This is a genomic window from Nocardia sp. NBC_01327 (genome assembly GCF_035958815.1).
Classification (GTDB): domain Bacteria; phylum Actinomycetota; class Actinomycetes; order Mycobacteriales; family Mycobacteriaceae; genus Nocardia.
The window spans coordinates 4,768,223-4,785,586 of the sequence record NZ_CP108383.1 but is presented as its reverse complement, the minus strand read 5'-3'; the positions used below and the strand labels follow the sequence as shown (position 1 = coordinate 4,785,586).

Below are 17,364 nucleotides of genomic sequence, written 5' to 3'. Positions count from 1 at the left end.
AGGTCAGTTCTCCTTCGTAGCGGTGCGGGTCAGATGGATCCCGAGCCGGTCGGCTTGGTGTTCCGCGGGGGTGCGTTGCTCGCCGAGCCACAGGTGCAGCACGTCGAGCGCGCCCGGTCGCAGGCTCACAGTGCGAACGCGTCCGAGCTTGTGTGAGGTCACCAGCCCGGCGTTCTCGAGGACGCGCAGATGCTGCATCAGTGATGGCAATGCCATCGAGAACGGTGCCGCCAGCTCGGACACGACGGCCGGCGACTTCGCCAGCCGCTCGACGATGGCTCGGCGCGTCGGATCCGCGAGAGCGCGGAGCAGTGCGTCGAGTTCGCTGTGATACTTAGGCACAAACCTAAGTATCACAGCAGTGCCGGGATCCGTCAACCGACTCCGAGCGCTCAGCCCAGTCGATTCCGAGCGCTCAGCCCAGCGTGAACGTCGCGCGCCCCGCGATGTGCTCCAAATCCACATTCTGCGGATAGACCTGGGAGTACGTGTCGATCCACGCCTCCACCTTCCCGGCGCCGGGCCCCATGCCCATGCCGGTGATCACGTTGTCCGGCAGGCCGACCACCGAGGTGCCTTCGACACGTTGCGACTGCCCGCCGGTCACGCCGGTATCGATGTTCCGCCAATGCACGGTGATCTGATAGGCCCCGCAGAACTCCCCGGTCTGCGTGATCTTCGCTCGAACACCGAACACGCCGGACTGCGGCTGCGCCACCGTCTCGGCATTGATGATCGCGGCGCAGTTGGGACCCGGCACGCGCGTGAGGGTCGAGGTGAACTGGGCGACCGCATCGGTGGAATTGGCACCGGCGGTCCCGGTGAACCCGCTCCACGTGGCCACGATCGCCGTCGCGATCACACCCGTACGGAACGTGAACTGTTGCAGGGAAACGTTTTTCAGGCTCATGCCCGTCTGTCGCTCTGCGCACGGATGGCGTTATGCCTTCCCGAGCCCTCAGTTTCAGGGGCTGGCCGACGCCCTGAGAATCGTTGCCTCCCAGCACGGTACGCCAGATCGCACCCCTGCGAATTACTGTGATCGGCCGCGATGACACCGGCACGGAGGGTGTTGCCCGGGTATTACAGAGTTTCCGCGCTGTAGGGCAGCCCGGTGCCGAGCGCCCAGTTCTCGGCGATCCGGCCGTCGTCGATACGGAAGATCTCGATCATCATCGGCCGTGGTCCGCCATCCAGGATCGGGATTCCTTCGACCGTCGAGCGGGCTGCCACCCTGTCGCCATCCACCAGCACATCTTCGGCGACCACACGAATGTCGGGAAACTGAGCAACGAGACTGCGCCAGGCCTTCTTGCCCGCGTCGAATCCAGTGGCGCCGAGCGCATGACTGAAGCAATCGGGGGTGTGAAGATCGTCGGCCTGGTCGAACTGCCGCGTATTGAAGCACTCCTGCATCCGTCGCACCACAGCGCCAGGGTCGAGCATCGTCATAAGTGGTCCTCTCCGGGGTCATCAGAATCCGAGTGCAGCCCTTCTTAAACGGTGCGCCGCCCCGGTTATCGTAATCAGCATACGGGGCATCGCCCCGGTTATGCTAGGTCCACGATGAACGAGTCACAGCCACAGCACATCCCGATCGGACCCGCGACCCCACGTGACAGCTCGCGGGGGTTGCGCGCCGACGCGCGCCGTAACCGCCAAGCCGTCCTGCAGACCGCGCAGCAGCTGTTCGCCCGAGAAGGACTCGGTGTCTCCCTCGACGAGATCGCCCGGCAGGCCGGGGTCGGCCCGGGGACGGTCCATCGGCACTTTCCCACTAAAGATGCGCTGTACCTTGCAGTCTCGCTCGATCAGCTCGACCATCTGGTGTCCGAAGCCGCGGCACTGGCTGCCACCGACGACTCTGCTGCGTTGTTCGTGCTGTTGTCGCGCATGATGGCCAACGGCGCCGAGAACAGTGCCGTCAAAAGCGCGCTCACCGCCGCGGAATTCGACTTGCGCGTTGTCGCACCGGAGGTTGCGGTGGCGCTGACCGGTCATGTCGCCGACCTACTCGACCGGGCGCGCGCCGCCGGCATCGTGCGCGACGACATCACCGTCGAGGAGGTGATGGCACTCGTCGCCGGCGCGTTCGCTGCAATCCAGCACGCCGATGCGCACACCAGCCCCGCCCGCGCGACACATATCGGCGACATCATCCTCGACGGACTACGCCTGCGGCGCTAGCGCGACACCGAGCGGATGGAACTGGCGAGCGGGGTGCGGCGGAAGATCAAGCGGCCGTGTCTATCCGATGCCGACGGAACCTGTACCGATGGAAGTGGAGCGGGTGGGCGGTTCGGCGCACAGTTACCCAGCCGGGTACGTGGCGTGGACGTCGCCGTCGAAGAGGTTCCAGTAGAAGGCGTTCATCTTCGCGGCGGCAGGTGCATGCCGGGTCAGGATCGCGGCCACGTCCGGGTGCACGCCAGTCGGGATATCGCCTGCAGCACAACGAATGACGCACTCGTTGCGCGCCACGGGGCCACCATCGGCCGGTGCCGATATGCCACAGACGTCGGTGACCAGCCAGTTGACCAGTCGCATCGCGGCGTGGTCGGCGTCATGAGCGGTGTGGCATTCGACGAAGTCGCGTTCGGTGGGCGACAGGTCGAAATGAGGTGAGGTAGCCAGCCCGAAGTCGCTGAGATAGATCTGCTTCCCGTCGGTGCGCAGGTTCTCGAAGTGTCCGTCCATATGCAGCAGCTGTCGATCGCTCAGGAACGTCACGATCTCTGAAAACTGCTGTGCGACTGCGGACGCCTCGGCTGCGGGATCATCGCGCAGCAAATCCGACATCGAGTTCGGGATGTACTCGCAGAAGAGCACGAGACTCGACGTCGCGACGGCCAGCGCTTCCAGACGGGCACGCACGGCGGGGCTGCCACCCTGGGCGGCGACCACCGTCTCGATGTCGGCGTGTTCGGTCGCCACCGGTGACCGGCCGGGCAGCACCCGCCAGTGGTAGAGCATCGGGAACGACTGCGTCTCGCCGGCAAGCACACCGTCGGTGACGATGATGTTCGCCGCGAGCTCGCGCCATGCGTTGAAGCTCGGGCCGCCGATGCCGTACTGGCAGAACATCGGCAGGTCGAACAGATTCGCGGTGGAGCCCCGGTGGGCGAGCTCCCGATCGGTCAGCGGGATGCGTTTGGCGAACACCTGCACGCCGTCGACGACGAGTACTGCCGTGCCGCCGCCCACTCCCACACTGTTGGGCCGACCGCTGTCCATGAGTTCGGCGAGTTCAATGTCGTTGCGGGAAGCCAGAAAAGCCGAGAGCCTCCCGTGGCGATCGCTCCTGACAGCTGACATCACACGAGTCTGCCACCGCTCAGATGATTCCCGGACCGCTCCCGGGGGCGGGCAATGCCGGATTCCAAGTCATCGCCGATACTTTCCTGCCATTGCCGCCCTAGCCAGCCCTTCGCGATCGCCGCCGCGATCGGACTGGTGCTCTACTTCAGCGGCGCGATCCTCGCCCATATCCGCAGCGGCGACCGGAACATGGTGGGAGCCATGGTCTTCCTCGCGCTGTCCATCACGACCTCAGTCGTGCTCGTGCTCGACACTCTCCTCGCCTGAACCCGAGTTCTCACCCCGGCAGCCCGCTCGCCTCGCCGTGTCCGATTTCTTCAAGACAGCGGCGCTGGGGCGGGCCTACGGTTCGGGTATGACTCTTCAACTGGATGTGATCGGAATTGTTGTTGCCGATATGGGTGCGGCGCTGGCGTTCTACCGGCGGCTCGGGGTCGGGTTCGCGGAGGGCTCCGACAATGAGCCGCATGTCGAGGCGGTGCTCGCGGGCGGGATCAGGCTGGCATTGGATACCGAGGCGACTGTTCGGTCGTTCCATCCGGAGTGGAGTGCGGGGAGCGGCGGGCGGATGGGCCTGGCATTCCGGTGCGAGACGACCGCGGAAGTTGATGCGACATACGAGGAACTGGTGGGGGCGGGATATCACGGCGAGTTGAAGCCGTTCGATGCGTTCTGGGGGCAGCGGTACGCGACCGTGCACGATCCGGACGGGAATGGGGTGGATCTGTATGCGGCGCTGGGGTGAAGCCTCAACGCTGTAGCAGGTGGGTCAGGGGAACTCCGGCCAGTTCTTTGATCTCCCGGGACAGGTGGGATTGGTCGGAGTAGCCGGTCTGGGCGGCAGTGGCGGCCAGGGGTGTGCCGGAGCGCGCCAGGGCCAGGGCCTGCTGCATGCGCAGGATGCGGGCGAGGGTTTTGGGGCCGTAGCCGAAGGCGTCCAAGGACATACGGTGCAGGCGGCGGGTGCCCAGGCCGAGGGTGTCGGCGAGATCGGCGACCCTGGTGCCCGCGCGGAGTTCCGTCACGATGCGAGTCATGGCGGGAGCCACCGGATCGAGGTCGATCGCGCGCCATCGGGCTATCGCTTCCAGACCTGCGGTGGGAGTGCAAGCGGCCGTGAGGAGATCGACGGCATGGCGATGCACGGCGGGACTCCAGACGGCAGCCAGATCCACTCGCGCATCGCGGAGCTCGTGCGCGGGAATTGCCAGTAGTGCGGGAGCCGTGCCGGGAAAGAATCGGATGCCGGACACCTGCGGGCCGGCACCCGGGCTCGGGTGATATGCGCGAGTGTCGGGTCCCGCCACCATGACTCGACCGTTGATCCACAGCAGATCCATGCAGCCGTCCGGCAGTACCGGAGCAGACGAGCCGGCGGTAATGTCGCGCGTCCAGACCACAGCGCCCGGAATGCCGGACGGACGTTCCCGATAATCCTGCGGCACATACACATCCGTGGCGTCCGTGAGAACCGCAGGTCGCGAACCGCGAAACCCGTTGAGAGAGGCTCTGTTCGGCACCTCGTGCGCGAATGCATCTCCTGCCGTATTGCATTCGCTGCAATATTGCATGGCATGCCTTCGTATTACTTGGCCCATCAGTGCTTGCGCACCACATGTTCCGGCTGCCCGGGCTTCCAGATGGTGACGTCCATATGCCCGTCACCGACCTCGACAGCGGAGGCCCCGGTGATATCCGCCGCGTAGAACTGGTCGAAGCTCTCCCCGCGCAGGTCGAAACCGGACTCGGCGAACAGATCTTCCGCCCAGCGCTGATGCAGCGCCGGATCCCGCACATCGTGCACCGCGCCGAACAGCTTCACATCACCGTCGGTGACCTCGGTATCGACGGTGGCGGTATGCAGGCAGAAGCGCGGGTCGCGGGCCAGATCCTGGAACTTGGTGGTACCGGGCATGCCGACCAGCCATAGTTCGCCCTCGAAAACGCGCGGTTCCAGCGGGCTGATGCGCGGCGAACCGTCCGCGCGCAGGGTGGCCAGCAGGCACAGATTGCCGGTGGCGGCGTGACGGCGGGTGAAGATCTCGGCGATGCGCGGCGCGGCCTCGGCGAACTCGTTCCAAGACGTCATACCGCGACGATACGCACGACCACCGACAACTCCGGGTCCGCACACCGGGGGTGAGTCTGTTTGAATGAATCGTTCTGCTCGTCCGATCGCGGAAGGTGCGCTGGTGTCTTTCCCTCGCCGGATCGCGGTCGTCCTCGCGGTACTCCTCGGATGCCTGGTTCCCGGATCCGCCGGTGCGGTGGTCGGCGGCGGCGAGGTGCAGGCCTCCGCGTACCCGTGGCTCGCGGCGGTCGGCAGCCCGCTGTTCCACCTCGCGCGCCCCTCCGGACAGTTCTGTGGAGGCGCTCTCATCGCACCCGATCAGGTGCTCACCGCGGCGCACTGCGTGCAGGTCGCACAGCAGCTGCCGGAATGGCTGACGGTCACCTTCGAGCGCTCGGATCTGCAGTCCGCGGACGGGGTCACCGAGACCGTGACCGCGGTGCGTATCGATCCGGACTTCCGCACCGACGATGTGGACGGAGTGCTGGTGTATCACCACGACGTCGCCGTGCTGACGCTGACTCAGCCGCAGGACCGGCCGACCGTGCAGATCGCCGCGCCGCACGGCAGTTCGGCCACCGTTCTCGGCTGGGGTGGGACCTCCGACAACGACAGCTCGAATATCCGACTGCGCGGTGCGACCGTGCCGTTCGCGACCGATGCCGACTGCGCCCGCGCCTACCCCGGCGCCTTCGATGCGCGCGAGATGGTGTGCGCCGGATCGACCAAGGCCGATACCGGCGACTTCGACAGTGGCGGACCGCTGCTCGGCGACGACGGCAAGCTGGTCGGTATCACCTCGTGGGGCCGGGGCGCGGCCGAGGCGGGATTCCCCGGCGTCTACACCCGGCTGCCCGCCCCGTTCTGAGCGACAGCCGCGAAATTCCCACTGGGCCAGTCATGCCCAGGCACAGGAGCGCGCCATTCGGCAGCACAGGGCTCACATCTTCGTCACCGACTGATCGAAGCCGAATACGCAGTGCGGGTCGTACTGTCCGGCAATGCGGCGGAGCCGAGGGGCGTTGCCGCCGTAGTAGGCCGTCGACCAGTCCGACAGGTCGTGGTCGATGTAGTTGACGAACCCGGTATTGCCGACCAGAGTGCCCAGCGCGTCGCGGACCTCGCTCACCGCGGTGCGTGCCTCGGGAGTGCTGGCACCGACGTAGATCTGCGCGGTCGCTAGTGCGCCGCGATACGGGAAGGCGGTGTCGCAGGCCCCGATTCGGCCCGCGGCCCCGGCCAGACTGTCGAGGAGTATGTCCATGCCCTCGCGGCCGGTGAGCATATCGGTGAGCCGGCTCGGGTCCGCCAGGGGCTGGGTCAGTACCCGGGATGAGGCGGTGAACGATTCCCGGCCGAGCACCCCGCCGCCGTTCCAGCTCGGATGGCACTGCTCCGTCGAATAGTTCGCGCACCCGCCGAAGTATTTCATTGCCGCGAGGTAGTCCAGGGATAGGGAGTAGCGATTGGTGGTTTGCGCTCCGGTGGCCGCCACCAGCTTGTCGAGGAGCGCGTTCATATCGCTCTCGGTCCCGACGTAGCAGCCATTGATGCGGCAGGAGGGCGGGCTTCCGGCGGAAATGCCGAGGGTGGACCAGAATTCGTCCGGGGCCGATCGGGTGAACGATTGCCAGGCCCCCAGTACATCGGTCAGTGCTCCGTCGGGGAAACGCACCTGGAAGACCGCGAGCTGCGGGGCCTCGACCGTGCGGAAGGTGAATTCGGTGACGACGCCGAAGTTCCCGCCGCCACCGCCGCGTAGCGCCCAGTACAGATCCGGCTCGGAATCGGCGGCGGCCCGGCGCAGGACGCCGTCCGCGGTGACGATCTGCGCGGAAAGCAGGTTGTCACAGGTCAATCCGTATTTGCCCGCCAGCACGCCGAGACCGCCGCCGAGGGTCAGCCCCGCAATGCCGACCGTCGGGCAGGAACCGCCCGGCAGGCAGCGCCCCGCCTGGGCCAGGCCTGCGTACACGTCGATCAGTCGTGCGCCCGCGCCGATCGTGGCGGTGCCGTCCGGGGCGACCTGCACCGAATTCATCGCTCCCACATCGACAATCAATCCTGCGTCGGGCGTGGAGTATCCGGCGTAGCTGTGGCCGCCACTGCGGGCCGCGATCGGCAGGGCGCACTCCGCCGCGACGGCGACACACGCCTGCACATCCGCGGCCCCGGCGATGCGCACGACGGCGGCCGGGTTCCGATCGTCGAAGCGCGGGTTGAAGGCCAGTTTCGCGGTCGCGTAGTCCGAATCCGCGGGCAGCGCGAGCGTTCCGGTCAGCCGCTGCCGCAGGGCATTCCAATCCACTTGCCCAGCAGCCGATTCCGGCGCACCACCGGATATCGATCGTAGTCCCAGGCCGGCGCACGCCGCACCCAATGCGGTGGCGCGCAACAGGCTCCGCCGATTCATCGCCATGGCGATGCCCTCCCCCGAGGCTGCGCCCGGCTGCACCGGGCGGTATTCAGAACGTCCTTACGGCCGGTGTATCGCGGCCGTCAGGCATCCCGTTTCAGCCGAGCAGGCCGTCGGCCATGCGCGCCCAGTCGGCGAGAACCTGCTTGCGGCGCAATCGATCCCGCCCGACCATCTCGTCGAGGGTCGCACCGCGCACCAGATTGATGGTCAGCCAGAAGGCCGATTCGAGACGGTCCCGGGAGACATCGATGCGCTGTGCGCACGCGTCGAGGAGCTCGACCGTCAGTTCGTGCTGGACGCGCAGCATATTCCGGCGCAGCTCACGCTCATTGGCAATGCCGACGTAGAGCTCGACCGCCGCCTTGCCCAGCTTGCCCGCGAACGGCGCGGTCACCAGCTGCACCAGGATCTCCCCCGCCGATGCCGCGCCCAGGGTCCGCACCCGTCGCTGCAATGCCTCCTGCTGCCGCTGGGTCAGGTGCTCGATGGTCTGCGCGAACAACTCCTGCCGGGTGTGGAAGTGGTGCAGCTGCGCGCCCCGGGTCACGCCCGCCCGCGCGGTGATATCGGCGATGGAGGCGCTGGCGTAGCCGACCTCGGCGAGGCTGTCGATGGCGGCGTCCAGCAGCAGCGCCCGCGTACGCAGGCTCTTCTCCTGGTGTTTGTTCGGGGGCAGGGCAGCTGACACCGCCTCAGTCTAGCCGTAATTGCGTGCTGCCTTGCACGCAATTGGGTGCTGGTCGTAATGTCTCGACCATGCCCGTCGACCGCCTGCTGCCCACGTCCGAAGCCCGCGACCTCATCGAGCTCACCCGGGATATCGCGGACAAGGTCCTGGAACCGAATGCCGCCGCCTACGAGAAGCAGGAACGCTATCCCGAGGAGGCCTTCCGCGCGCTCGGGCGGGCCGGGCTGCTGAGCCTGCCGTATCCGGAGGAATTCGGCGGTGGCGGGCAGCCGTACGAGGTGTACCTGCAGGTGCTCGAGGAACTGGGTGCGCGCTGGGCCGCCGTGGCGGTCGCGGTGAGCGTGCACAGCCTGTCCTGCCATCCGCTGTTCGGCTACGGCACCCCCGAGCAGCAGGAGCGCTGGTTGCCGGAGATGCTGTCGGGCAACCTGATCGGCGCCTACAGCCTGTCCGAGGCGCATGCCGGATCCGATGCCGCCGCGCTGCGCTGCCGGGCCGTCGAGACCGACGGCGGCTATCGCATCACCGGCACCAAAGCGTGGATCACCAACGGCGGCAAGGCCGATTACTACACGCTCTTCGCGCGCACCGGCGAGGGCTCGCGCGGTATCTCCTGCTTCCTGGTCCCCGCGGATACCGAGGGTCTGTCCTTCGGTAAGCCCGAGGAGAAGATGGGCCTGCGCGCCGTCCCCACCACCACCGCGGCCTACGACAATGCCCTCCTCCCCGCCGACCGCCTCATCGGCGCACCCGGCCAAGGACTTTCGATCGCCTTCAGCGCCCTCGACTCCGGCCGCCTCGGCATCGCCGCCGTCGCCACCGGCATCGCCCAGCGCGCCCTCGACGACGCCGTCGCCTACGCCAAGGAGCGAGAAGCCTTCGGCCGCGCCATTATCGACCACCAGGGCCTCGGCTTCGTCCTCGCCGATATGTCCGCCGCCGTCGACTCCGCCCGCGCCACCTACCTCGACGCCGCCCGCCGCCGCGACGCCGGCCTCCCCTACTCCCGCCAGGCCAGCGTCGCCAAACTCATCGCCACCGACGCCGCCATGAAGGTCACCACCGACGCCGTCCAGGTCCTCGGCGGCTACGGCTACACCCAGGACTTCCCGGTCGAGCGGTATATGCGGGAAGCCAAGATCACCCAGATCTTCGAGGGCACCAACCAGATTCAGCGTCTTGTCATCGCGAGGAGCCTGGTAGACGGCTGATTCTGCGAGGTCGCAGCACCCGCGCGCTGCTGCGATTCACCCGCCCAGGCCGTCTGTAGGCCGTCGGCGGATCGATCCGGCCGAGCGCGGTGTCGATGGCCGACCGTGCACGATCGAGGCTCGACGGCACCAGATGGGTGTACGTGCGCAGGGTGAACCCCGGGTCGTTGTGGCCGAGGAACTCCGCCAACTCCTTCACGGAGCAACCCATCGACAGCAACACCGAGGCAAAATAGTGCCGGAGAGCGTGCATGCCATCCGCTCTCCGCACATAGGTTAGGCCAGCGGCGGCGAATGCGGGCCGCCAGATGAGTTTGTTGAACACATCGCCGCTGTATAAGCGGCCGGCCTCACCGGTGACGAGCAGGCGCACCGTCACAGGTTCACCGTCCGGGTGCCCCCACGGCAACGTGACCAGCGCAGTTCCGTGCTGCTCCACGTGGCTATCGATATCGGCCAGAAGACTGCCGGCCATCGGGATTTCGCGAGTCTTGCCGCCCTTGGGCAGCGCGAACATCATGGCGCCTTTGACCGTCTTGAGCTGCCTCTCGACGCGAACGACCTTCATGCGACGGTCGATATCGTCCGGTGAGAAGCCGAGAATCTCACCCTGTCGTAACCCCAGACCAGCGCCGAGCTTCGTGACAATGCCGAACCGCTGCGGCAGGCCTGAACACACGCTGCGCAACCGCTCCTCCTGCCACACAACGACTTTCGGACTCTTTCCGATCGGACGGCGAACTGTCTTGGCCTTGCATGGATTCTGGCGAATGATCCGATCGTCCACTGCGGACTCACACACTGCCGAAACGACCGTGAACAGCACTGCCTTGTAGTTCTCCGAGAAGCCTCGCTCATCAAGATCGCCGACCCAATCACGGATCGTTGCGGGCCGTTCGATCCGATCGAAAGTCAAATCGCCGAGCCTAGGATAGATCCGACGTTCCAGCCGCTGCCGCAACACCAGCCGAGTCGCTGGATCCGTCGACTGCACCTTGTACCAGTTCTCCGCCTGTTGCCGAAACGTCTTCCGCGACAACTTCGGATCGATGTATTTTCCCTCCCGCTTGTCGGATTCGACCTCGATCAGAAAGTCATCGGCACGCTTCTTCTGCCTGTCCGGAAACGACTTCGATCGTTCACCACGGTCCGGATCGATGTATCGCACCCGGTAACGCAGGCCCTTGCCGTGGGAAGCGGTCGGCTCCATGACCGGTTTGCCGCGACTGGTCAGCACGATTCGGCCTTCACCGTCCTGCTTCGGCCGATACCAGCGATCTTCCACATGCGCCATATCAGGCCGCCTCGGAGCCGTTTTCGGCCCAAGCTTTCACGGTTGACGGGTCATACCGCAGTCGCCGCCCAATCGTGGTCACAGGCGGACCCTCGCCGAGCCATCGCCACTGGTAAAGCGTCTTAACTGAAATACCGAGGAAATAGCCTGTCTCCTCCACAGTCCACAACCGATTGTCTGGCAAGTCCATCATTGGCCTCCAATCCAATCGGGCCGCAGCCCGAAGTTCCGACATTTGTTGTAGCCCTTACAATTCCGTGATCGCCCCATCGATGGCGTAGCACTCGTTCCAGAACCGGCCACCGCGAGATCTCGGCCATGGCCGAGTACTCGGAGCGGCCGGATATATCGGTCGCCGGATCTACAGGCAGGAACACCAGCCCCGTGACCAACTCGGCCTCGGCGATGCACGCACAGCGGTTGCGCTGCTTGCACTTTGATCAGGTATCCATCAGCCGTGGACGTCACCGACCCTGCCTTCAGGACCAGGCCCAATCAAGACCCGCAAGTGTTGCCGAGGATTTACTGTCACGCCCGGCGGAAATTCCAGGACCCGCGGCAAAGACATCGAGATGGGTAGCGCACCTTTCCATCACCACCTCAAGCGAAGCCTCATTGTGCAAGTCACGAGGTTTTGCTGCAGGGACGATCTGAGAGCGTCCATACATCGACAATTTCAGGTTCCAACCGCTGCACCGTCGACGCAATCGGAACGAGAACAACCAATATGGGATGTCATCCAATTCGGAAATGGGACTCCACCGCCGCAGCCTTCGGCGGGGCTTGTCGGCGGCAGCGGCCAACTGGAGTCTCCATGGCGGACTGGTCTGCGCTTGCACGCTCGACCCACTATTTGGGATTCTTGCGTCCGTTCCTTCGGGGCGGTGGGCGGGCGCACGCTACACCGGCGGCGCGGGCGGTCAAGCCGCGTCTGCCCGAGGACCGGCGGTCCGAACTGTTCATTCGTGGCCGTGTGCGTGCGTTTCTCGGCTTGACCGCCCACTCACGCCGCCGGTGTCGACGCGTTGCGCCCACCGCCCCGAAGGGCACGGCGCTCGCCATGTTGAGTTGGTAATGCGTTGTGTCCGTCGGGCTTTCTTCGAATCGAAGGAGGCTTCAATGCCGTCGGAACCGCATATCACCGAGCCGGGTGATCTCATCGCTGCCATTCCCGCCATGCTCGGCTTCACGCCGGAACGGTCCCTGGTCGTCGTCACGCTCAAGCAGCGCGGCGCCGAACAGCCCGAAGTCGACATGGCTATCCGCGTGGACCTGCACGACTGCGGCGAACCACCGGACACCGACATCGTGCGTCGGATCGCTGAGGCGTGTTCGCGCGCGGATATCGTTGCGGCCCTTGCTGTCATCGTCGATGACCGGCTCGCCATACCCTCCGCATGTTCTGTCACCGACCGCAGTGGTGATCGGCTGTTGGCGACTCTCGAGCAGCACCTGATCAAGGTCGGCGTCCGCCTTGCAGGCGCGTGGGCTGTCGCGGGAGTTCTGGCCGATGCCCCGTGGTGGAATCTGCGGGACCCGCGCCAGCGTGGAACCCTGCCTGATCCGACTGCCTCGCGGATCGCGGCGGAGCGGGTCTTGGCGTCGCTTCCGATTCTGGGTTGCCGGGAGGAGTTGTTCGGTCTCGTTGCGGTCGATGAGAGTCTGCGGGAGCAGGTGGCGGCGGTGTTGCCGCAAATGATTGCCGAGGCGCAGCGACGCCTTGCGTGTGATGTGTGTATCGGTAATCCGGATGCCTACAGTCGCAAGGCGCTGTGGCGCGTGATGGAAGTCCTCAAGCAGTCGGGCAACCCACAACAGGTTTCTCCGGTCGATCTGGCCGAGGTTGCGACGGCGTTGTGCGACACGACTGTTCGTGACTGCATGTTCGGTGTCGCGCACGGCACCTATCGTGTTGCCGCGGAACAGTTGTGGATGCTCTCGACCCGCGCGCTGCCGGATCGACACCGGGCAGAAGCGGCAACGCTGTTGGCGTTCTGCGCTTATCTGCGCGGCGACGGCCCATTGGCCGGGGTTGCCCTGGAGACTGCGTTGGCCGCCGATCCGGGACATCGGATGGCCGAACTGCTGGACGTCGCTTTGCAGGTGGGCTTACCGCCCGCGAAGCTGCACAAGCTGGTGCGCTGTGGGATCGAGACTGCTGCAGAGCTGCGCATCGATATCGGTGTCGCGCAGCACGATACGCAGATCCAGGTCGCTCCGTGAGCTCTACCGCCACCGACCGCGTCGCTTGGGCAATACTGGCGCGCGCTCCGGTACCCGCTGAGTCTGCGATGTCGGACCCTCGGATGCTGATTCCTGTCGACGAGGTCATCGCCGCACAGCACGCTGCGCAGATCTCCGTTCCGGCCCCTAGCGATCACCGGCATGAGCAGTGCCCGGTCTGGCAGGAAGCTCAGGATCTGCACGCGGAGCTGTGGCATCTGCTGTCGCTGGTGCTGGAGGTGTTCAACCACCAGCGCCCCGCCCGTCAGCTCCGTGCGGCGTTGACCTCGGAGTTGTTGGCGGCGTTGCGGATTCGTTCCCATCGTATGAGCGGACTGCATCGGTTGCGTTCGCTGCACACGTGCCGCCCGGCGGAAGATGTGATCGAACTCTGCGCAACCTCATGGGTCACGTTCCGTACTCGCCTACCCCGTGCCATGGCGATAGCCGCCAGGTTGGAGAGGCGGAGCCGCAGGTGGGTCTGTACCGATCTGTGCCTCCTGGGAAGCGCTGAGGAGGCAGCGCCGGGTGTTCGGCGGTCGGATGAGGGTGCGCGGAGCAGGTCGGTGGGACGCGCGCACGCTACACCGGCGGCGCAGGCGGTCAAGCCGCGGTGAACCAGGCACCGAACGGTTCGAATCGCACACCGTGTAGCACCGCTATCGGTGGATCGGTTTGACCGCCCTCGACGCCGCCGGTGTCCGCGTGATGCGCCCCACCGACCTCACCCCGCGCTGTCCAGCGCGGCGGTGAGATCGGTGCGGGCGCGCTGTCGTCGGCTGGCGTGGACATGTCCTTGTGGTCCACGCCAGCCGATCACCAACCCTTCACCCATCCGGCGCAGCTGGCTCTCGCCCCGGGCCTAGCCGGGCCGGTCGATGAATTCCCTTCGCTTTCAGGATCTTTCATACCGGATTCATTGCTCCGTCTGGGTTGCGCCCGCCCGGCACCCCTCGGCCCTTCGGCCAGCAATCCAGGCGACATCACGCCTTTTCCTGTCCGTTTCATCCAAGGAGGTTTCTTATGTCCGGATACCGAAATCCGCAGGGCAGCACCGTTGTCGTGCTCCGGCAAGGTTCGCTGCTGCACGTCACGCTGTCTCGTTCGAGCGATGATCCGCCGATCTCCGAATCGAGCTGGTCGGCGCAACTCGCTGTGGCCGCGCGGCGTGAACTCGGCTGTTCGGCGCGCCGGGTTTCGGCCGGTGGGGCACTCACGCTCGACCCCACCAGCGGTCGGCGGGAGCGCCGGTCGGCGACCTACACGATCGATTCGGCCTTCACCGTCACTGATCACGGTGACGAGGTCCGCGTTGTGGTGTCCGGTCCGCTGACCGCTGAGGGTGCCCGCGCGCTCACCGCACGGCTTCCGTTCGATTTCGTGGTGCGCCGCCACTCGGGTGGGTGGTGGATCGCTCGCGAGGACCAGGCGCTGTACAAGCTCGCGGTCGGCGCGAAAGTGGTTGTGGCACTGCCGCCGCGCTGTGAGCTGGCCGAGCATTTCGGCCAACGTGTCCTCGCTGCCACCCGCATCACGGTGCGCGGATCGATGGTCCCTTTCCTGACTGCGGTGCATGCGTGCACTGCGCATACCCCGACCCCCGATCAGATCCTGGCGCACAACCGGGCACAGGACGAGAGGGTCGATTCGATCGAGATCGCCGATCTGCGGTCCGGCGACATCCTCACGTCCTGGACGCCTGCACCGGCCACAGCCATCCAGTGACTGCTACTGGTCGAAATCATCTCCACCAGAAAGGATTCCGTCTGTCATGTCTGTTCCCTTCTTCGATGAGGAAACCTACGAGAACTCCTCCGATCACGGCACCTGCTACAGCATCGACCACGCCGGTGAGGTTCCTATCAACGGGCGTGTGTTCGTCGATATGGCCGAACACACTGTGCTGGGCGACGGCGGGTATGAGCGTCGCCCGAAGATCGTGTTCCGGTTCTTCGGGCTGTCGGTGCACGGGCGCTGGTTGGGGGCGCCGGTCAGTACCGCGGCGTTTCACCCGAGTTGGAGTGATCACCAGCCCGGGATACCGATGCTCAGTTTGGGCGAGCCCGGCCATGTGGTGATCGAGGTGGGCCGGCTGCTCACCGATCAGCCCTCTCATATCCAGCAGGCGGTGCACACCGTGCTGGCCGCCTTGTCGCACCGGTTCCTCACCGACCTGCGGGTCGCGCAGTATCGGCAGACGCATGCCGCGCAGCACTGCGATCGTGCCTCGCGCGCACAGGAATTGGCCGAAATGCGCAAAGACATCGCCCGCCTGCGCTATCACCAGGCCCGCATCGCAGCCGACGCCGCAGACGCACTGGTCGCTGCGGTCCGCCGAAAGTCCAGCAGCTGAACGGTCGCGGTGTCTATCCCGCGGGCCTCGACCGCCTTGCACTCCCCCGCAGTTGATCCAATCCTCTTGAAAGGACGAACTTCTCATGTCAGTAGAGAGCTATACCCGTCATTTGTCGTTGCAGGATCTGGTGCCGTTGCTCGAGCAGCAGCAGGCCGCCAAGGTCGATGTCGTTGCCTCCGCGTCTTCGATTCGCGCCACCGGCGCGATGATCGAGTTGTTCGGAGCCGGGCCGGTCGTCGACGATCGTGGCGTCACCTGCGTCGATGGCCTGTACCGTCCCACCGGCACGGCCGACGGGCAGATCGCCGACAAGCTCGGTATCCCGGTGCGGTACTTGCGCCGCTTACGCGAGCAGAATCGCTTGGACCTCTACGACGGCAACGTCAACGGCTGGCTGCACGGCCCCACCGGCACCGAGCTGCCCGAGCCCGATGACCGGTCGTTTCTGCTGCGCTTGTTCACCCCACCGCGCCCGGATCAACCCGGGGTACTTCGCGCTCTGGTGTCGGATCGGTACGGGATCATCGACAACCTCGACGTGCTCACCGCGGTACTCGAAGGCATCCGTGATGCCGGGGCCGACACCGAGATCCGTGGGTGCGATCTGACCGAATCCACCATGCACTGCAAGGTGTATTCCCCGCAGATGTCGGCGCTGGCACCGCGGTTCCTGGCCGATTACCGCAGTGCGTTTTCGAACCCGGAGCTCGAGGCCGAACGTCGCCGTGTCGCAGGCAGTCTCGATCGTTGGCGGCCTCTGGCTGCGCGTGAGGGCCACGGGTACGAACTCGGCAGTGAGCCGGTGGTGTTCGCCGGATTCCGGTTCAGCAACGACGAAACCGGCCACCACGCGGTCCGACTGACCCCGGAGCTGGTGGTGCAGGTCTGTGGGAACGGGCTGACCGTCCCCATGTTCGCCCACACCCACCGCCATGTCGGTGAACGTCTCGACGCCGGGGCGGTGTCCTGGTCGCAGGACACGTTGCGCAAGAAGCTCGCGGTCATCACCGCGGAAACGCGTGATCATGTCGCGCAGTGGTTGTCGCCGGAGTTCTTCGCCGCTCGGGTCGAGGAACTCGAACACGCTGCCGGCGCTCCGGTCACCCAGCCGGACAAGACCCTCGAAACCCTTTCCAAGCGCCTGGGTTTCAGCGAGAGCGAACGCGCCGGGATCTTGTCGCATTTCATCGCTGGCGGCCAGCTGACGGCCGCCGGTGTCGCCAACGCGGTCACCAGCTACTCCCAGACCATCTCCGACGCCGACCGCGCCAACACCCTCGACGATCTGGCCCTGCAAGCAATGAGCCTGGTCTGACTCCAATCACCGCGCCACACAATCAGTTTCGTTCAGATACCGCTGTAATCCGTTCCAGTTCAACCCATTTCTCTCGGGTGATGTACCGCGCGCGTTCGGTGCCTCACCCGTTTCCATTTCCCGAGGAGGTTCGTTCCATGATCGACACCATGTCCCGTGAGGAGTACGAGCAGGCGGCGCATTTCGGATCCGCAGGCCCCGCTTCCCATCTCGACGAACACGTAGTCACCACCTGGCGCCGCGACATCGACGGGTGGTCGGGCAAGCACTGGCTGTTCTCCCCCGCCGACGACGGAATCTGGGCCTTGCGCCCGCTCAACGTCACCCACCGCAAACGCACCTGACGACCTACATCCGGCGGGACCGAATCCATCCCGTACACAAGACCATCGGCCACCTCGTTCTGCTCATCTTCCACGGGCGGGTATCGGAATCCTCGCGATTTCGGTACCCGCCCCTTCTGTTTCGA

22 protein-coding genes are annotated in these 17,364 nt (G+C 65.7%); 11 read left to right on the top strand and 11 right to left on the bottom strand.

Annotation, left to right across the window (positions count from 1 at the left end):
- Positions 1 to 3: 3 nt before the first annotated feature.
- The 3 genes from OG326_RS21855 to OG326_RS21845 all read right to left on the bottom strand — a co-directional run bounded on the left by OG326_RS21855 (position 4) and on the right by OG326_RS21845 (position 1,452).
- A complete protein-coding gene (locus OG326_RS21855; protein WP_327138957.1) occupies positions 4 to 342 on the bottom strand; it encodes an ArsR/SmtB family transcription factor in 339 nt (112 codons plus the stop codon).
- A 73-nt stretch (positions 343 to 415) separates the two neighbouring features.
- Positions 416 to 910 carry a hypothetical protein gene (locus tag OG326_RS21850; RefSeq protein ID WP_327138956.1) on the bottom strand — a complete coding sequence of 165 codons (495 nt, stop codon included), beginning with the start codon at positions 908 to 910 and terminating at the stop codon, positions 416 to 418.
- Between the two features lie 173 nt (positions 911 to 1,083).
- Complete coding sequence (locus tag OG326_RS21845) at positions 1,084 to 1,452, bottom strand: ester cyclase (RefSeq protein ID WP_327138955.1); 369 nt, start codon at positions 1,450 to 1,452, stop codon at positions 1,084 to 1,086.
- Between the two features lie 114 nt (positions 1,453 to 1,566).
- Here OG326_RS21845 and OG326_RS21840 point away from each other — a divergent pair, with 114 nt between their 5' ends.
- Positions 1,567 to 2,187, top strand: a complete 621-nt coding sequence (locus OG326_RS21840; protein ID WP_327138954.1) for a helix-turn-helix domain-containing protein — start codon at positions 1,567 to 1,569, stop codon at positions 2,185 to 2,187.
- Positions 2,188 to 2,310: 123 nt separating this feature from the next.
- Here the strand turns inward: OG326_RS21840 and OG326_RS21835 are convergent, their stop codons facing one another.
- Positions 2,311 to 3,204: a serine/threonine protein phosphatase gene (locus OG326_RS21835; RefSeq protein ID WP_327138953.1), complete on the bottom strand. Its 894-nt coding sequence runs from the start codon at positions 3,202 to 3,204 to the stop codon at positions 2,311 to 2,313.
- A 165-nt stretch (positions 3,205 to 3,369) separates the two neighbouring features.
- On the opposite strand from OG326_RS21835, the gene OG326_RS21830 reads away from it, so the two are divergent.
- A complete protein-coding gene (locus OG326_RS21830; protein ID WP_327138952.1) occupies positions 3,370 to 3,585 on the top strand; it encodes a DoxX family protein in 216 nt (71 codons plus the stop codon).
- Positions 3,586 to 3,673: 88 nt separating this feature from the next.
- Entirely contained in the window at positions 3,674 to 4,063 is a 390-nt protein-coding gene (locus tag OG326_RS21825; RefSeq protein WP_327138951.1) for a VOC family protein, read from the top strand.
- A 4-nt stretch (positions 4,064 to 4,067) separates the two neighbouring features.
- Here the strand turns inward: OG326_RS21825 and OG326_RS21820 are convergent, their stop codons facing one another.
- Both OG326_RS21820 and OG326_RS21815 read right to left on the bottom strand, forming a co-directional pair.
- The gene (locus OG326_RS21820; protein ID WP_327138950.1) at positions 4,068 to 4,763 is read right to left on the bottom strand and encodes a helix-turn-helix transcriptional regulator; all 696 of its coding nucleotides are present in this window, start codon (positions 4,761 to 4,763) and stop codon (positions 4,068 to 4,070) included.
- Positions 4,764 to 4,915: 152 nt separating this feature from the next.
- On the bottom strand, positions 4,916 to 5,407 hold the full coding sequence (locus tag OG326_RS21815) for a pyridoxamine 5'-phosphate oxidase family protein (protein ID WP_327138949.1): 492 nt from the start codon (positions 5,405 to 5,407) through the stop codon (positions 4,916 to 4,918).
- Positions 5,408 to 5,510: 103 nt separating this feature from the next.
- Between OG326_RS21815 and OG326_RS21810 the strand changes: the two genes are divergently transcribed.
- Positions 5,511 to 6,257: a S1 family peptidase gene (locus OG326_RS21810; RefSeq protein ID WP_327138948.1), complete on the top strand. Its 747-nt coding sequence runs from the start codon at positions 5,511 to 5,513 to the stop codon at positions 6,255 to 6,257.
- Positions 6,258 to 6,329: 72 nt separating this feature from the next.
- Here OG326_RS21810 and OG326_RS21805 read toward each other — a convergent pair whose 3' ends face one another.
- Both OG326_RS21805 and OG326_RS21800 read right to left on the bottom strand, forming a co-directional pair.
- A complete protein-coding gene (locus tag OG326_RS21805) occupies positions 6,330 to 7,808 on the bottom strand; it encodes an FAD-binding oxidoreductase (RefSeq protein ID WP_327138947.1) in 1,479 nt (492 codons plus the stop codon).
- A 94-nt stretch (positions 7,809 to 7,902) separates the two neighbouring features.
- The gene (locus OG326_RS21800; protein WP_327138946.1) at positions 7,903 to 8,496 is read right to left on the bottom strand and encodes a TetR/AcrR family transcriptional regulator; all 594 of its coding nucleotides are present in this window, start codon (positions 8,494 to 8,496) and stop codon (positions 7,903 to 7,905) included.
- A 68-nt stretch (positions 8,497 to 8,564) separates the two neighbouring features.
- On the opposite strand from OG326_RS21800, the gene OG326_RS21795 reads away from it, so the two are divergent.
- Positions 8,565 to 9,707: an acyl-CoA dehydrogenase family protein gene (locus OG326_RS21795; protein WP_327138945.1), complete on the top strand. Its 1,143-nt coding sequence runs from the start codon at positions 8,565 to 8,567 to the stop codon at positions 9,705 to 9,707.
- Here the strand turns inward: OG326_RS21795 and OG326_RS21790 are convergent.
- Both OG326_RS21790 and OG326_RS21785 read right to left on the bottom strand, forming a co-directional pair.
- Positions 9,679 to 11,001, bottom strand: a complete 1,323-nt coding sequence (locus OG326_RS21790; protein WP_327138944.1) for a tyrosine-type recombinase/integrase — start codon at positions 10,999 to 11,001, stop codon at positions 9,679 to 9,681. The genes OG326_RS21795 and OG326_RS21790 overlap by 29 nt on opposite strands.
- Before the next feature lies 1 nt (position 11,002).
- On the bottom strand, positions 11,003 to 11,191 hold the full coding sequence (locus OG326_RS21785) for a helix-turn-helix transcriptional regulator (RefSeq protein WP_327138943.1): 189 nt from the start codon (positions 11,189 to 11,191) through the stop codon (positions 11,003 to 11,005).
- A 929-nt stretch (positions 11,192 to 12,120) separates the two neighbouring features.
- Between OG326_RS21785 and OG326_RS21780 the strand changes: the two genes are divergently transcribed.
- Positions 12,121 to 13,224, top strand: coding sequence for a DUF4192 domain-containing protein (locus OG326_RS21780; protein WP_327138942.1), 1,104 nt, complete (start codon positions 12,121 to 12,123; stop codon positions 13,222 to 13,224).
- A 68-nt stretch (positions 13,225 to 13,292) separates the two neighbouring features.
- Positions 13,293 to 13,841, top strand: a complete 549-nt coding sequence (locus OG326_RS43055) for an Rv3235 family protein (protein WP_442790816.1) — start codon at positions 13,293 to 13,295, stop codon at positions 13,839 to 13,841.
- Here OG326_RS43055 and OG326_RS21775 read toward each other — a convergent pair.
- Positions 13,828 to 14,016 carry a hypothetical protein gene (locus OG326_RS21775; RefSeq protein WP_327138941.1) on the bottom strand — a complete coding sequence of 63 codons (189 nt, stop codon included), beginning with the start codon at positions 14,014 to 14,016 and terminating at the stop codon, positions 13,828 to 13,830. The two genes, OG326_RS43055 and OG326_RS21775, sit on opposite strands and share 14 nt — an antisense overlap.
- A 231-nt stretch (positions 14,017 to 14,247) precedes the next feature.
- Here OG326_RS21775 and OG326_RS21770 point away from each other — a divergent pair, with 231 nt between their 5' ends.
- From OG326_RS21770 to OG326_RS21755, 4 genes are all read left to right on the top strand, one after another.
- Positions 14,248 to 14,949 carry a hypothetical protein gene (locus OG326_RS21770; RefSeq protein ID WP_327138940.1) on the top strand — a complete coding sequence of 234 codons (702 nt, stop codon included), beginning with the start codon at positions 14,248 to 14,250 and terminating at the stop codon, positions 14,947 to 14,949.
- Positions 14,950 to 14,995: 46 nt separating this feature from the next.
- Positions 14,996 to 15,577: a hypothetical protein gene (locus OG326_RS21765; protein WP_327138939.1), complete on the top strand. Its 582-nt coding sequence runs from the start codon at positions 14,996 to 14,998 to the stop codon at positions 15,575 to 15,577.
- Positions 15,578 to 15,662: 85 nt separating this feature from the next.
- Positions 15,663 to 16,895 carry a hypothetical protein gene (locus tag OG326_RS21760; protein ID WP_327138938.1) on the top strand — a complete coding sequence of 411 codons (1,233 nt, stop codon included), beginning with the start codon at positions 15,663 to 15,665 and terminating at the stop codon, positions 16,893 to 16,895.
- A 137-nt stretch (positions 16,896 to 17,032) separates the two neighbouring features.
- Positions 17,033 to 17,239: a hypothetical protein gene (locus tag OG326_RS21755; RefSeq protein WP_327138937.1), complete on the top strand. Its 207-nt coding sequence runs from the start codon at positions 17,033 to 17,035 to the stop codon at positions 17,237 to 17,239.
- Positions 17,240 to 17,364 lie beyond the last annotated feature (125 nt).

Coding starts and splice junctions, on each gene's coding strand:
- OG326_RS21850 (WP_327138956.1), bottom strand. CDS start 910: ATGAGCCTGAAAAACGTTTCCCTGCAACAGTTCACGTTCCGTACGGGT.
- OG326_RS21845 (WP_327138955.1), bottom strand. CDS start 1,452: ATGACGATGCTCGACCCTGGCGCTGTGGTGCGACGGATGCAGGAGTGC.
- OG326_RS21840 (WP_327138954.1), top strand. CDS start 1,567: ATGAACGAGTCACAGCCACAGCACATCCCGATCGGACCCGCGACCCCA.
- OG326_RS21830 (WP_327138952.1), top strand. CDS start 3,370: ATGCCGGATTCCAAGTCATCGCCGATACTTTCCTGCCATTGCCGCCCT.
- OG326_RS21825 (WP_327138951.1), top strand. CDS start 3,674: ATGACTCTTCAACTGGATGTGATCGGAATTGTTGTTGCCGATATGGGT.
- OG326_RS21815 (WP_327138949.1), bottom strand. CDS start 5,407: ATGACGTCTTGGAACGAGTTCGCCGAGGCCGCGCCGCGCATCGCCGAG.
- OG326_RS21805 (WP_327138947.1), bottom strand. CDS start 7,808: ATGGCGATGAATCGGCGGAGCCTGTTGCGCGCCACCGCATTGGGTGCG.
- OG326_RS21795 (WP_327138945.1), top strand. CDS start 8,565: ATGCCCGTCGACCGCCTGCTGCCCACGTCCGAAGCCCGCGACCTCATC.
- OG326_RS21790 (WP_327138944.1), bottom strand. CDS start 11,001: ATGGCGCATGTGGAAGATCGCTGGTATCGGCCGAAGCAGGACGGTGAA.
- OG326_RS21785 (WP_327138943.1), bottom strand. CDS start 11,191: ATGGACTTGCCAGACAATCGGTTGTGGACTGTGGAGGAGACAGGCTAT.
- OG326_RS21780 (WP_327138942.1), top strand. CDS start 12,121: ATGCCGTCGGAACCGCATATCACCGAGCCGGGTGATCTCATCGCTGCC.
- OG326_RS43055 (WP_442790816.1), top strand. CDS start 13,293: ATGTCGGACCCTCGGATGCTGATTCCTGTCGACGAGGTCATCGCCGCA.
- OG326_RS21775 (WP_327138941.1), bottom strand. CDS start 14,016: ATGTCCACGCCAGCCGACGACAGCGCGCCCGCACCGATCTCACCGCCG.
- OG326_RS21770 (WP_327138940.1), top strand. CDS start 14,248: ATGTCCGGATACCGAAATCCGCAGGGCAGCACCGTTGTCGTGCTCCGG.
- OG326_RS21765 (WP_327138939.1), top strand. CDS start 14,996: ATGTCTGTTCCCTTCTTCGATGAGGAAACCTACGAGAACTCCTCCGAT.
- OG326_RS21760 (WP_327138938.1), top strand. CDS start 15,663: ATGTCAGTAGAGAGCTATACCCGTCATTTGTCGTTGCAGGATCTGGTG.
- OG326_RS21755 (WP_327138937.1), top strand. CDS start 17,033: ATGATCGACACCATGTCCCGTGAGGAGTACGAGCAGGCGGCGCATTTC.